Raw genomic sequence first — 12,816 nt, forward strand, 5'->3', positions numbered from 1 at the left:
GGTCGGGGGCCAGCGCCTGGTCATCGCTCACGCCCCAGCCACTGGAGCGGCAGCACCACCGCGAGCACGAGCACGGTCAACGCGACACCGAGCGCGGACGCCTGCCCCACCTGCTGGCTCAGGAAGGTCAGCCGGTAGATCTCCACGCCGGGGACCATGGTCTCGGTGCCCGGACCACCGCCGGTGGAGACGTAGACGATGTCGAAGCTGGCGAGGGCGGCGATCACCGTCACGGTCACGCAGACGGCGATCTCGCGGCGAACGCCGGGAATCAGCACGGTCGTCAGCTCTCTGAAGTGGCCCGCGCCATCGAGACGGGCGGCCTCGAAGAGGCTTGTGTCGATGCGGCCGACGCCCGAGAGGAGCAGGACCGTGCAGAAGCCCAACGAGACCCAGGTGCCGATGAGCCCGACCGCGGGGAGGGCCGTGTCGAAGTCGGCCAGCCATGGGCGTGCGAGGCCCCCGAGACCGAGGGCCCCGAGGAGTTGGTTGATCGCGCCCTCGGACGAGTAGGCCCAGGTCCACGCGATGGCGGCGCCCACCAGGGGCAGGATCTGGGGAACGATCAGCACCGCGCGCGCCAGTCCCCCGACCGGGCCGCGATCCACGCGGCTCAGCGCCGCCGCGCAGAGCAGGCCCGCGCCGACCGGGATGACGGTGAAGAACACGATCAGCACGAAGGCGTGGCCGATCGAGCCCGCCAGCTGGGGATCGGTCAGCACGCGCCGGTAGTTGTCGATCCCGACGAACCGCGCCGATCCGAAGCCGTCCCAGTCGTAGAGCGAGTACCGAACCGCCTGCGTGAACGGGTACACCACGAACACGGCGTACGCCACCAGGGCCGGGCCCGCCCAGACGAGGCCCGCCATCGAGCGGCCGGCGATGTGCGGCGGGACGCGCTTCCTGGGCGCGCGCGTCGGCTTACCTCCCCGTTCACGGACCGCCCGCCCCGGCTCAACGGCCGAGTTCGCGCTCATAGCCGTCCTCCAACTGGCTGGCCAGCTCTTCGGGTGTGATCCGTCCGGCCAGGAGCGACTGGATCGAGGGAACGATCGTGCTCACCTGGATGGAGGCGGTGGCGTTCGCCATGAAGTCGACCAGTCCGTCGCTGGCCACGAGGTGCCCGAACGCCGCCACGGTGTCGCTCACGGCCGAGCCGCGCTCGGTCGCGGGCATGGGCGCGCTCTCGGGACCGGCGGGGATCAGCCCTCCCAGGCGAACGGTGAGCTCGCGGGCGCTCGCGTCGGTCTGGACGAAGTCAAGGAAGGCGGCCGCCTCCTGGGGGTGTTCCGACCGTGCGGAGATCGCCAGGTTCGAACCGGCCGTCATGGCCGAGTACGGGCCGCCCTCCTCCATCGGCGGGAACAGGAAGAAGCCGAAGTCGCCTGAGGACTCGTCGAGCCCGGGTGCGTGCCAGTTGCCGCTCGGAAAGAAGACGCCCTCGCCTTCCGTGAACCGGATCGGCGCGGCGGACTGGTCGATGCTGTTGACATCGTCGGGGAGGTACCCGTCGGCGGCCCATGCCTGGAGGGCGGCGGCGGCCTGGACGGTCGGCTCGGTGTCGATGTCCGCGCCGGGCTGGTTGAACGTCCATGCCTGCATCGGCTCGCTCGTTCCCGCGTGGCCCATCTGGAGGTTCTGAAGCAGGAAGGCGGTGCCGCCGTCCTTCCCGTTGACCATCATGGGCAACAGGCCCTTCTCGCGTGCCCGGTCCAAGAGGTCCTCGAACTCGGAGACGGACTCCGGGGGTTGTGACATTCCTATCTCGCCCGCGAGCGACGTGTTGTAGTACACGCCCGTGAGCCCGAAGCCCGGACCGACCGCGTAAAGCGACCCCGTGCCGCGGGTCCCTCCGTCCGCGGCGACGCGCGCGGAAAGGAACTGCGACGGTGGCCAGTCGTCCCACCCGTAGGCTTCCGCGTAGCCGTCGAGGCTGATGATCATCTCGTCCTTCACCAGGTTTCCGAAGGACCCGAGCTTGATGATGTCGGGGGGATTGCTGGTCGACAGGATCCGCGGGGCGTTGGTGATCAGCGTGGCGTAGTCCTCGCTGTCGACGGTGACGTCCGCGTCCGGATGCTCGGCCTCGAACTCCTCGGCCAGTGCCTCGTAGAGGGGCACATCAGGAGTGCTGACCAGGATGCGGAGCGGTCCTGACACGGCGGGCAGCCTCGTCGCGGGCTCCTGCGGCCCTGGCCCACCGGGGTTACCGGCGCCGGGTGGGCCGCAGGCGGCCAGGAGGAGAGCGGCCCCCAGGAGCAGGGCCGTTGTGGCGCGTCCGCGGAGGCTCTGGAGGGCCACCATGCCATGGAGGGACGTGGTCATCTCCGCTCCCCTTGGTCGAACAGCGTGGTGCGGGGACGGGGCGACGCGGAGTCGAGGGCCTTGCGGATCGCGTCTCCGGCCAGGTCGAGGGCCCGGCGCGCGTCCGGCGTCACACCGGCCATCTGGAAGAACCCGTGGATCTGGCCGGGGAACGCCAGGAGGTCGACCGGCACTCCGGCGTCCCGGAGACGATCGGCATAGCGCTCGCCCTCGCCGCGGAGCACGTCGTGCTCGGCGAGGATGACGGTGGCGGGGGGAAGGCCGCTCAGACCGGCCGCCCGGAGGGGCGCGGCGAGAGGGTCGTCGCGGTGGCTGCCCTCGGGGTCGTACTGGTCCCAGAGCCAGGCGATCCGTTCACAGGCGGCGGCCCCGAAGTCCCGCTGCCCGACGAAGCCGCGATAGCGGCGCCGAAAGGCCGCCTTGTACTCGCTGTCCCCGTGGTCGAGCACCGGATAGACCAGCAGCTGTGCCGCGAGGTCCAGTTGACGCTCACGGGCGGCCAGACATGCGGCGGCCGCGAGGTTCCCGCCCGAACTGTCCCCGCCCACGGCCACGGCCCCGTATCTGGATCGGGCCCAGTCGAGCACCCGCAGGACATCCTCGAGCCCGGCGGGAAACGGATGCTCGGGAGCCAGCCGGTAGTCGACCGAAACGACCGCGCACCGGGCGCGGTTGGCCAGGGATCGCGCGACTCCGTCGTAGCCGTCGAGGTCGCCGTGGACCCAGCCGCCCCCGTGCACCCATACCAGCACGTCCACGGCGTCGGGGGATGGCAGGACGCGTCGCACCGGCACCCCTGAGGCGTCGAGGTCTTCGGAGGAGAAGACCGGCTCAAGCGCGCCCCGCACCGCCAGCGCGCGGTCGCGGGTGGTCCGGCGCAGCGCCTCCGTGTCATCCCACCGCATCGCCCCGTCCGGGTTGAGCTCCAGGTACCTGCCCACCTCGGGGCGGATCCTCGGAGCCGTCGGGTCGGCCGCCCGCGAAGCGGGCCCGGGTCCTCGCGAGTTCATCTCGACTGACCTCCTCGTCGCATCGGAAACAAACTGAGTGCTCGGTCTGTTTCGCAAACGTAACGAGTGCTCGGTCGGTTGTCTAGTATGGGGAGGCATGAGCACTCCAACGACGCCCACCGCGGGCGCCCGGGGCGATGGCCACAAGATCTCGGCGCGTGGGGAGGCGCGACGCGCGCGCATCATCGAGGTCGCGACATCGCTGCTCGCGCGGAACGGCTCAAGGGGAACGTCCCTGGCCCAGATCGCCTCGGCGGCCGGTGTCTCTCAGACCGGGCTGCTCCACCACTTCTCGACCAAGGAGCAGCTTCTGCACGCGGTGCTCGACCGCCGGGACGAGCACGAGAACGCCCTGCTCTGGCGGGGCGGTCCGGATCCCGGACTCGGCATCTTCGACATCGTCGCCGACGTCGTCGCCGACTGGCCGAAGCACCCCGAGCTGGTGGGTCTCGTCGCCATCCTCGTCGCGGAGAACGTCGGCACCGACGCCGTCCTCAAGGACCGGCTCACCGCCACGTACCGCGCAACCGTCGCGCGACTCGAGGAGACGCTGGTGTCCGCGCGAGCGCGAGGCGAGATCCGTGCGGACGTCGACCTGCACGCCAAGGCCATCGAGATCCTCGCGTTCCTCAGCGGCCTTGAGATGGCCTGGCTCGTCGACAGCGACGTGCCCGCCCATGCGACCGCCATCGGATGGGCCGCCGCACAGGTGGAGGCCCTTGCCCTCACCCGGTGATCAAGGTGGCGTTGGTCTGGACGCAGCGGTAAACGCGGCCCGCTCGGCGCGGGTCCCCGAAGGGGGCGGGCAACGCGGTGAACGTCCGCGGACCGCATCACCGAACTCACCAACGCCAACAGGCGACGTGCGCAAGAGATCTGGAGAAGGACCTGGCGGCAGCCCGCGGCAGCCCGCGGCAGCCCGCGGCAGCCCGCGGCAGGATGATCCGCGCGGAGAACGCCCGACTCACCTACCCACCTCCGCGACGGGGCCTGACCAGCAGCCTTCTACGCTGGTCAGGCCCCTACTCGGTCAGTAGCCGTTGGCCAGGGTGCGGTCGAGGAGGCGGAGCAGGCGGTCCCAGTGGCGCTGGAGTCCGGCGGGTCGAAGGCGTCGGTGTCGGACATGGTGAACCCGTGGACGGTGCCGGGGTAGATCTCGGAGGTGTAGTCGACCTCCGCGGCGTCCAGGGCCCGGTTGAGCTCGCCGAGGGTTTTGGGCGTCAGGTCGCTTTCGGCGTGGCCGAAGTGGACGTCGGCGGTGATCTCGGCGAGGGCGTCGGGCCCGTCCGCGCCCACGGGGCCGTGGAATGCGGCGAGGGCGGCCACGTGGCCGGGATGGGCCGCGGCGGTGCGCATCGCCACGAGGCCGCCTATGCAGTAGCCGGTCACCGCGACCGGTCCGACGCCGACCTCGGGCTGGGCGGTGAGGAACCTGAGGTAGGCGTCGGCGTCGCTCAGGACACGTTCGGCGGTGTGCGCCTCGATCAAGGGCATCAACTGGGCCATGAGCGCGGGCCGGACCTCTTCACCGATGTGCTCGGGAAGTTCGATCACCGGTGCCGGGCCGTGCCGGTAGAAGAGGTTGGGGACGAGCACGTAGTACCCGTGCCCGGCCAGTTCGCGGGCCATCTCCCGCAGCACGGGCCGGATGCCGAAGCCGTCCGCGTACATCAGCACCCCTGGGTGCCGCTCGCCGCGGTCGGGGAAGGCGGCGAGTGCCCTGCCCGCCAGCTCACGCGGTCGCCGCTCGGCGACATCGCGCCACATGCGGGCGCTGGCCGCCGCGAACGCGTCGATGCCCTCGGGGTCCGCCTCCCCCCACGCCGCGCAGCGCGCGGCCCAGGACTCGGCGGACTCCGGGGTGTGTCCGGCCGCGACAAGCTGCACGACGAGCATCGCCGGGTCGATGAAACCCGCACCCCGGGTCGGCCGCCGCCCCGCACCTCAGGCGGAAGATTCAGGAGGCGAGCAGAACGGCGTCCCAGGGGGCCGTTCGAGGGTGGGCGAGGAGTTGGGCGTAGTCAGCCAGGGCGAGGGCAGCGCCAGCTTTGCCGGTGAGGAGGCCCGGTGTGGCGGAGGACAGCGACAGGGCGGTGTTCACAGCGCGGGCCGCCAGCTGGGCGTTGCTGTGGCGGGCGCTGATGAGAACGCCTGCCGCGCCGTGGCAGAGGCCGGGACCTTCGGTGTCCCAGGCAGTGAGATCGGCGGCGAGGTGCCCGAGGGCCGTTGTGGCGGCATGGAGGAGGGTGGGGTCGTTGAGGACTTGACCGGCGTGGTTGAGGGCGGTGGCGATCCCTGGGGTGCCGTAGCACCAGGCCGTTCTGCGACCTGGGGTGATGCTGGGCGTTGGGGTGGGGCCGGTGTCGAGGTCGGTGCCGCTGATGTGGGGTGGCCAGGTGGGGCCGGGGCCTGCCCAGGTGAGGAGCCAGTGGGCGGCTTTGGCGATGGCGTCGTGTTGGCCGGGGACGGTGTGGCCCGCGCGTTGGGCGAGGGCGAGGAAGGCGAGGGGGCCTGCGATTCCGTGGGCCATGCCAGTGGTGGCAGCACCCGATGGGGGAACACGGACGGTTGGCGGATGGGCGTGGGCAGGGAGCCACCAGCCGGGGCGGGTGCCCTGGTCGGTGAGGATCATCCCGGTGAGCGTGGTCAGGGCGGCTCGGAGTCCCGTGGCGGCATCGGTGTGGTGGCCCGTGGTATGGGCGGCGAGGAGGATGCGGCCGATGCCGCTCAGGCCCTTGATCGCGTCGTAGACGGCCCAGGGTGTCCATGGGTGAGGGCTGGTCTGTTGGTGGCGGGCGAGGGCTTGGGCGCGGGCCGAGAGCCAGCCGGTGGCACGGGGCACGAGGGCATGGTGGGGGCCGCGGTCGGGGAGGTGGGCGGTGCCGATGATCAACGAGGTGGCGAGGGCGCCGGGTCCGGTGTGGACGCCGTCAGATGGGGCGTCGCCGAGGGCGCGAGAGGCCGCGTTCCAGTGGTGGGCGGCGGTGTTCGCGTCGCCGAGGCAGGCGTGAAGGAGAGCGGTGCCTGCCAGTCCGTAGCAGAGGGTGTGCGCGGCGCGGGTGGTGATGGCGGAGGTGACGGACTCGGTGGGCCTGAGGGCACGGGCCCGTTCTTCAGCCTTGGTGGCGGCCATGCGGCGGAGATGGTCGGTCATGGGCGGTGGAGGAAGTCGGCGGCGAGGGTTCGGACGAGGCGTTCATGGCCGGGGTCGGTGCCCAGGAGCCGATTGTTGTGCAGGTGGATGAGGTCGGAGGCGCAGGCGGCGGTGAGCGCAATGGGTAGGAGATCGCGGTAGGCGAGGAGGGCTCTGTGGTGTCGGGCGTGATAGGAGGCCAGGGCGGGCGGAACGAGGGCTTGGGCACCGTCGCGGATGGCGGGGCGGAGGGCATCCCGGTGGTGGCGTTGGTTCGGGGTCAGTCGGCCCGGCTCGAGGGCTCGTCGAGGCTGTTCGGACGCGAGGGTCGTGGCGATCTCGGCGGACGAGGCGGCGGCGAGGAGGAGGCGTTGGTTCTCCGTGAGGGCGAGGGCATGGAGGGCGAGTGCGCTGTCCGCGTGGAAGAAGTTCTCGGCGGCGGTGATGGCCTGGTCGCCGCCGTATCGCTCGATCTCCTGGTCGTAGGGCTCGAGGTGGAGGCCGTCGCGCAGTCCTCGTCGGTGGAGGTGGGCGACTGCAGTGGCGAGTTGGGGTTGAACATGACCGTTCAGGGTGGCGGGGTCGCCGTGGAAGCGGAGGCGAAGGTGAGGGCCGAGCGCCGGGGTGGTGTAGCGGATCCAGAACCAGCGGTCGATGCCGGTTTCGATGGTCAGTTGGTCGAGCAGCGGGGTGAGCTCGGTGAGGGTGGCGTCGTGGAGGTGGGCCGGACCGGGGAGAACGGCGGACAGCCAGGTGCCACCGGGGAGGTGGCGACCTGCGCGCGGTGCCCGGATGGCTCGGTGGGGGCTGGGCCGGGGCTGGGGTGGGGCGTCACGGCGGGTGAGGGAGACGACGAGTTCGAGGTGGTGGCGTTCGCCGTCGGGGCCCGGGAGGACACCGAGGGCTTCGGGGGAGCCGAGGGGTTCGTGGAGGGTACGGGTGCCCCGGTGGACGCTGCGGCGCAGGAGTTCGCGCTCGTCGGGATCGTGGAGGTCGAGTGGAAGATGGCGGTCATTCTCGGTGGCGACCACGGTGTCGGGAAGGGCGGGGTGGACGGTGTGCCGCCAGGCTACGAGTGCGCTGGTGAAGGCGGCGCGGTTGCCTGCGGTGGCGGCCAGTTCGGCGGGTATCTGCCAGCGGGCGGGGCAGAGAAGGATGTCGCGGTAGCGCACGCGGGGTGTGAAAGGGAAGGCCGACAGCGGGCCCCAGTTCCAGGGGTGCCATGGGCGGGTACCGGCGTGGCCGAGCAGATGCAGGGCACGGGCGACTGGGGGTAGCAGACGGGGCGCGATGCGGCTGCGGAGGACCGGGGTGACGGGACGGTCGTGGCGGGTGGACCACAGCAGCAGATGCGTACCGGTGGTGGTGAGGGCCAGTTCCTCGGGGATCAGGTCTCCCGGTCGGGTGGGAACGCCGAGGGGGATACGCCAGGGGGCGGTGCCCGTCTCGACGTTGAGCGCTCCGGTGGCAGCGGTACGAGTGCGGCAGACGATCTCGGCGACCATCGTTCCGGTTCCGTCGTCGGCGTGCTGAGTGACGGCGAGTTCGGGTAGCCAGCGGGTCCAGCGCCCCGATGCCGCGCCTGCGTCCTGCGAGCCGGTCCCGGGCACGACGGCGACGCCGAGCGCCCCGCTGGCCGTGTTGAGGAGCTGTAGGTGGATCTCGGCAGTGCGGGGTGGCGGCAGCGGGGAGGGGTTGGCGAGCCGGTCGAGGTCACGGTCCTGGAGAACGATCTCTGGTGTACCGGTGCTGAGGGAACCGGCGAGCAGGGACGCCAGTGCGGCCATGCGGGAGGGGACAAGCCCCTCGTCGGTGCCGAGTGCGTCGTGGGCCGTCGGTGGCCCGAGACCTGTCACAGGGTCGAGGGCTTCGAGAAGGGGAACGAGTCTGTGGCGGCCGTAACGAGCGCTGAAGCGGCGGTGGTAGTCGCCGAGCGGTGGGTTGCGGTGGCCGATGCGCCAGAGGACGGAGGCGGCAAGGGCGGCGCTGTCACTCACGATTCGAGGCAGGGCGATCTCGGCGTCGGCGAGGGTGTCCACGGTCAGCGGGCGCGTGGAGTGGTGGAGGGAGGCGGCGAGATCCTGAGCCGCTGACAGGAGGGGCCGACGGTGGGGTGAGCCGGGAGGGTGTGCGTCGGCCTCCCGGATGAGGGTGCCCAGGCGCTCCAGTGTGCGGGCGGCTGGGGAACGCGCCGGGAGGCGGCGCAGAAGATGCTGGATTGGGTCGGCACGAAGGTCGCTCGGGAGGAGGTCGCCGAGCAGGATTCCCGCCTCGATCATGTGCAGCACGGCGCGGGCGATGGTGGAGGCGCTCGCGCCGGGATGACGGTCGGCCAGTTCCGCGAGTATGGAGGCGGCTGGCGCGCCGTCCGCGCAGGCGCGGAGTAGCCAACGGGAGACTCGGGTGTCCCGCACGCTGCCGATCTCCGCGCCGCGCTCGGTGGGGCGCTCGACCTCCAGCCGGTCGCCGCGCCGGGTGACCAGGTTGCTGGTGGTCAGGGTGAGTGCACGCAGCAACTCCGGCTGTTCGTACAGTAGTTGATCGGCGAGGGCCGACAGCCAGTGTGGGCTCGGTGTGGTGATGGCGCGGTGGACCGGGCCCAGCCGCAGCGTGGTGGCACGGGCGGTCAGGGAGGCTGGCGCCACACCCGCGAAGACGCCGTGCGGGGTGGTGCGGCAGCGTGAACGGAGGTCGTAGCCGCGCAGGGTGGCCCTGGTGCGAACGTCGCTGTCGGCTTCTGAGGGCTCGATGCCCCGATTGGCGATGAGAATCCCCTCGGCCAGGAGACCGTCGGCCCCATGGCCGACTTCTCGGTGGGGCCGAAGCGGTAATCGGGCCATGGCCACCGGGTGAGCCGAGAACAGCCTGCGGGGCATCGCACCACCGTTCGTCGGAGGCGTGGACGTGGGAATGACGAGGACGCGGCCGGGCGGGATGGGCACCCGGGCCGCTCGCGGTCCCGAAGCCCCTTCAGCAGCCGGTCGTCGGGCCCTGGGGCGGGGACTCGCCACAGCCGTCACCTGTGGTGTCGCCCTCCTCCTCGCCGCCGCTCAGCCAGACGTGGAGGCCGTCCACGGGCCGCTGCCGTAGGTCCAGGTCGAAGGCGTCGGCCAGTTCGGGTGCTGGCGCCGGGGACGTTGTCATCCGGTTCTCCTTGTGGTGAGGTTCCCGGCGTCGCGCCGGGACGTCGGTGTGGTGCCGATTCGGGTGGCGGGCGGCGCGGTCAGCCGATGGTCAGCCGGACGCTGGGCTTGTCGATGACCACGCCGGTCGGGAGCGCGGGGTCGCCGCGCCGGTGGGCGCGGACCTCGGGGTCGCCCTGGTGGCGGGCGGTGGCGTTCCAGCGGATGACCTCGTCGGCGAGCGCGAGGCCGAGGTGTTCCCGGTCGGGGCCGTGAGCGATGACGCCGAGTTCGAACGGGTCGGTGTGATCCGGTGCGGTGCGCAACGCGAGGTAGGCCAGGGAGCTGTCGCTCCAGATCGCCGCCGCGCCGGTGCCCAGGACCCACCCCACCAGTCCGCGTTCCGCGGCGGTCCGGCTGGCGCGCAGCCTGCCGTAGGGCGCGACCGCCCCGGCGAGCCACACATCGAGGCGGGGCAGCAACCCCTCCGAGCCGGTCAGACGCACCCCCGTCCACAGCTCGCGGCGGGCCGTGGAGAACGCCGCACGGAGCGCGGGTTCGTCGCAGGGCTGGCGCTCGTCGACGACCAGCCGGACATCCTCGTCGGCCAGCCGGACCACACGCGGCGCGTCAGCGCTCTCCCCCCGCATGGCGAGGAATCCGGAGACGATCGTGGTGTCGCTCCGCAGCTGCCCCCCGTCCCGGGCGAAGGCGAAGGTCCGGGACAGGCCACGGAAGCGGAGCGGAACGACAAGCCGTCCGCCGTCTGCCAGTTGGTCGAACCACGCCTCCGGCAGGTCGGCCGACCCCGCGGTCACGATGATGCGGTCCCAGCCGCCGACCGGGGCGTCGGTCAACGGCAACGCGCCATCGCCCGTCCGAACCCGCACCCGCTGGTACCCGGTCTCATCGAGGAGTTGGCGGGCACGCCCGGTGATGTCCGGATCGATGTCCAGGCTGGTGACGACCCCCGCGGGGCCGACGAGCTCGGCCAGCAGCGCGGCGTTGCAGCCCCCTGAGCCGATCTCCAGCACCCGCATCCCCGGAGCCAGCCGAGCCGCCTCCAGCATCCGCGCGTGCAGCCAGGGCGCCGAGACGGAGCTGACGGCGCGCCCGTCGTCGGTGCGCTTGGTGAAGATGGCCTCAGGCGCGCCGTAGACCTCCTCAGGAGGCACCTCAGGCGCGAACCGGTGGCGCGGAACGGCACGGAACGCCGCCGCCACCATCGGCCCCACGACGGCGCCGCGCTCCACCAACTCCCGCACCATCCGCTCGCGCAGCTCCTCAACGCCCGCCGCCGTCCCCGTCGTCATGCCGTCCTCCCTCATCGTGCCTGCCTATTGCCCACCTTCATGTAACCCTATGGCTACGACACGTGAGCGCTGACGCTCGGGTCGGGCGCGTGGGGTGGCGGGTCAAAGGGTGCGGAGGAACGCCGACCACTGGGGGGGTGGGGACGGCAAGGACCGGGCTCTGCTCGCCGAGCTTGCTGTCCCGCATCGCGACCACATCGGTCACACGGGCCACCTCGACGCACTGTCCGTTGTCGGAGGAGCGCGAGGACGTGGTCCAGCGCGCGCCGTTCAGTGCGGCCAACTCGACGCAGTTGCCGTTGGCTTCGGAGTATGAGGACGTGATCCAGATTCCACTCATACGGCCAAGTGAACGCGCCCCCCGGGGACCGGCGCCAGGCCGGGTGGGGGGCGCGTTGGAGCACTCAGAGGGTGCGGAGGAACGCCGACCACTGGGCCGTGGGAACGGCCAGCACCGGGCTCTCCTCACCGAACTTGCTGTCCCGCATCGCGACCACATCGGTCACGCGGGCCACCTCGACGCAGTTGCCGTTGTCTGCGGAGCGCGAGGACTTGATCCACACCGCTCCCGTTACATCAACCCTGTTCATGACTCCCTGCCAGTTTTGTGAGGAGGCTCCTGGAGGCCCCCTCGCTCAGCGATTTGTTCCACATGTCGGCGAACCCGGCGTCGTACCGCTCGATCTCGGTGGGCCGGTCCAGATAGAGATCACCCGTGTACCCATCAGCGTAGACGGTGGGCGGCTCGGTCTCCTTGCCGTCCCCGTTGACCGGGAACCGCAGGATGTAGAACGGGCCAGCGGACAGGCCCTGGTGGAACCCAGCCTCGGTCGGGACCACCCGGATCTCCACGTTGTCCAGCTGGGACAGCTTCGCCAGATGGCGCAGCTGCTCCGCCATCACGGCGCCTCCCCCGATCGGGCGCCGCAACAGCGCTTCGTCCAGCGTCACGCGCAGCAGAGGTGGCTCGGTCACCCGGGTGACCATGTTCTGCCGGGCCAGCCTCAGCCGCACCCGGCGTTTGATCTCCTCCTCGTCCTTGTCGGGGTGAGCCGCCCTGATGATGATCCGTGCGTAGTCCTCGGTCTGGAACAGGCCGGGCACCAAGTCGCCTTGATAGATCGACATCTGGGAGGCGGCGCCCTCAAGACCGATGAAGACGTCGAATCCCTCCGGGATGATGTCGCCGAAGCTGTGCCACCAGCCCCGGGCCTTCGTTTCCTTCGCCAGACCCATCAGCGCCTCGGTGATCTCCGCCGACGCGCCATAGATCTTGCACATGGTCTGGACGTCATGGCTTCGCATCGAGGTGAGCCCCGACTCGATCCGCCACATTTTCGCCTCCGACCACTCCAGCTTCTTCGCCGCCAGCTTGAGCGTGAGCCGCGCGTCGGTACGCAACTCGCGGAGCACCCGCCCCAGTTGGCGCCTTGGCACGGTCGACCCCAGCATCGCTTCCGCCATGAATCCCCTTCCCTCGTTCAGTCTGAAGTAGTCCCTTGCCCCGGAATGAAAGCCCGCCATCCATTCATTTCTCAATGGCGTTTGCCCCTTCGAAAACGTGACCACCGAAAGGGCTCCCTGAAGGCTTGCACATTTCTCGGGCAATGAGCATTCTAGATCCACCGGTTGCCCGGTGTGTCAATCCAGCCACGTTACGTGGTAGTTGATGCTGCCCGCAGCCGGGGATCCGCCGGAACGAATCGAGCGGCAGGTGACACCCCCATGAACACGCAGGACCAGGCCATGCCCCCTGACGGCGAGGCGGACGAGGGCGAGAGTCGGATCGCCGTTCTCACCTCGGAAGAACTCGCCGCGCGCTGGGCCGAGTTGAACAAGCAGATCGACGCACATCTTGAGGAGCTGAGGCGTAAGTGACGCGGCAGCGGTATGAAAACGATCAGGGAATACGG

At 70.8% G+C, this 12,816-nt stretch carries 12 protein-coding genes and 1 pseudogene; 2 read left to right on the forward strand and 11 right to left on the reverse strand.

The features are described from left to right. Positions 1-20 precede the first annotated feature (20 nt). The 3 genes from DEH69_RS11745 to DEH69_RS11755 are packed head-to-tail and all read right to left on the reverse strand — an operon-like array spanning position 21 to position 3,266. Complete coding sequence (locus tag DEH69_RS11745; RefSeq protein WP_258534604.1) at positions 21-977, reverse strand: carbohydrate ABC transporter permease; 957 nt, start codon at positions 975-977, stop codon at positions 21-23. After that, positions 955-2,325, reverse strand: coding sequence for an ABC transporter substrate-binding protein (locus DEH69_RS11750; RefSeq protein ID WP_113686869.1), 1,371 nt, complete (start codon positions 2,323-2,325; stop codon positions 955-957). The genes DEH69_RS11745 and DEH69_RS11750 overlap by 23 nt, the downstream gene beginning before the upstream one ends. Next, a complete protein-coding gene (locus DEH69_RS11755) occupies positions 2,322-3,266 on the reverse strand; it encodes an alpha/beta hydrolase (RefSeq protein WP_220131231.1) in 945 nt (314 codons plus the stop codon). The genes DEH69_RS11750 and DEH69_RS11755 overlap by 4 nt, the downstream gene beginning before the upstream one ends. Before the next feature lie 166 nt (positions 3,267-3,432). Between DEH69_RS11755 and DEH69_RS11760 the strand changes: the two genes are divergently transcribed. Next, positions 3,433-4,071 carry a TetR/AcrR family transcriptional regulator gene (locus DEH69_RS11760; protein WP_113686870.1) on the forward strand — a complete coding sequence of 213 codons (639 nt, stop codon included), beginning with the start codon at positions 3,433-3,435 and terminating at the stop codon, positions 4,069-4,071. A gap of 294 nt (positions 4,072-4,365) precedes the next feature. Here DEH69_RS11760 and DEH69_RS11765 read toward each other — a convergent pair. The 8 genes and pseudogenes from DEH69_RS11765 to DEH69_RS11795 all read right to left on the reverse strand — a co-directional run bounded on the left by DEH69_RS11765 (position 4,366) and on the right by DEH69_RS11795 (position 12,367). Then, positions 4,366-5,102, reverse strand: a pseudogene (locus tag DEH69_RS11765) (dienelactone hydrolase family protein). A gap of 190 nt (positions 5,103-5,292) precedes the next feature. Then, positions 5,293-6,489: a lanthionine synthetase C family protein gene (locus tag DEH69_RS11770; RefSeq protein ID WP_220131232.1), complete on the reverse strand. Its 1,197-nt coding sequence runs from the start codon at positions 6,487-6,489 to the stop codon at positions 5,293-5,295. Further along, positions 6,486-9,308: a lantibiotic dehydratase gene (locus DEH69_RS11775; RefSeq protein ID WP_181727386.1), complete on the reverse strand. Its 2,823-nt coding sequence runs from the start codon at positions 9,306-9,308 to the stop codon at positions 6,486-6,488. The genes DEH69_RS11770 and DEH69_RS11775 overlap by 4 nt, the downstream gene beginning before the upstream one ends. Positions 9,309-9,438: 130 nt before the next feature. Beyond that, positions 9,439-9,612, reverse strand: a complete 174-nt coding sequence (locus DEH69_RS31455; RefSeq protein WP_181727396.1) for a hypothetical protein — start codon at positions 9,610-9,612, stop codon at positions 9,439-9,441. 79 nt (positions 9,613-9,691) lie between these two features. Continuing rightward, entirely contained in the window at positions 9,692-10,903 is a 1,212-nt protein-coding gene (fxlM, locus tag DEH69_RS11780) for a methyltransferase, FxLD system (protein ID WP_181727387.1), read from the reverse strand. A gap of 37 nt (positions 10,904-10,940) precedes the next feature. Further along, positions 10,941-11,243 (reverse strand): DUF397 domain-containing protein, encoded by a 303-nt coding sequence (locus DEH69_RS11785; protein ID WP_113686874.1) that lies wholly within the window; start codon positions 11,241-11,243, stop codon positions 10,941-10,943. Between the two features lie 64 nt (positions 11,244-11,307). Next, positions 11,308-11,493, reverse strand: coding sequence for a DUF397 domain-containing protein (locus DEH69_RS11790; protein ID WP_113686875.1), 186 nt, complete (start codon positions 11,491-11,493; stop codon positions 11,308-11,310). Continuing rightward, positions 11,480-12,367, reverse strand: coding sequence for a helix-turn-helix transcriptional regulator (locus DEH69_RS11795; RefSeq protein WP_113686929.1), 888 nt, complete (start codon positions 12,365-12,367; stop codon positions 11,480-11,482). The genes DEH69_RS11790 and DEH69_RS11795 overlap by 14 nt, the downstream gene beginning before the upstream one ends. Before the next feature lie 261 nt (positions 12,368-12,628). On the opposite strand from DEH69_RS11795, the gene DEH69_RS31460 reads away from it, so the two are divergent. Continuing rightward, complete coding sequence (locus DEH69_RS31460) at positions 12,629-12,781, forward strand: hypothetical protein (protein WP_181727388.1); 153 nt, start codon at positions 12,629-12,631, stop codon at positions 12,779-12,781. Positions 12,782-12,816 lie beyond the last annotated feature (35 nt).

It is taken from the genome of Streptomyces sp. PT12 (assembly GCF_003311645.1).
Lineage (GTDB): Bacteria > Actinomycetota > Actinomycetes > Streptomycetales > Streptomycetaceae > Streptomyces.

Coding starts and splice junctions, on each gene's coding strand:
- DEH69_RS11745 (WP_258534604.1), bottom strand. CDS start 977: ATGAGCGCGAACTCGGCCGTTGAGCCGGGGCGGGCGGTCCGTGAACGG.
- DEH69_RS11750 (WP_113686869.1), bottom strand. CDS start 2,325: ATGACCACGTCCCTCCATGGCATGGTGGCCCTCCAGAGCCTCCGCGGA.
- DEH69_RS11760 (WP_113686870.1), top strand. CDS start 3,433: ATGAGCACTCCAACGACGCCCACCGCGGGCGCCCGGGGCGATGGCCAC.
- DEH69_RS11770 (WP_220131232.1), bottom strand. CDS start 6,489: ATGACCGACCATCTCCGCCGCATGGCCGCCACCAAGGCTGAAGAACGG.
- DEH69_RS11775 (WP_181727386.1), bottom strand. CDS start 9,308: ATGGCCCGATTACCGCTTCGGCCCCACCGAGAAGTCGGCCATGGGGCC.
- DEH69_RS31455 (WP_181727396.1), bottom strand. CDS start 9,612: ATGACAACGTCCCCGGCGCCAGCACCCGAACTGGCCGACGCCTTCGAC.
- fxlM (WP_181727387.1), bottom strand. CDS start 10,903: ATGACGACGGGGACGGCGGCGGGCGTTGAGGAGCTGCGCGAGCGGATG.
- DEH69_RS11785 (WP_113686874.1), bottom strand. CDS start 11,243: ATGAGTGGAATCTGGATCACGTCCTCATACTCCGAAGCCAACGGCAAC.
- DEH69_RS11790 (WP_113686875.1), bottom strand. CDS start 11,493: ATGAACAGGGTTGATGTAACGGGAGCGGTGTGGATCAAGTCCTCGCGC.
- DEH69_RS11795 (WP_113686929.1), bottom strand. CDS start 12,367: ATGGCGGAAGCGATGCTGGGGTCGACCGTGCCAAGGCGCCAACTGGGG.
- DEH69_RS31460 (WP_181727388.1), top strand. CDS start 12,629: ATGAACACGCAGGACCAGGCCATGCCCCCTGACGGCGAGGCGGACGAG.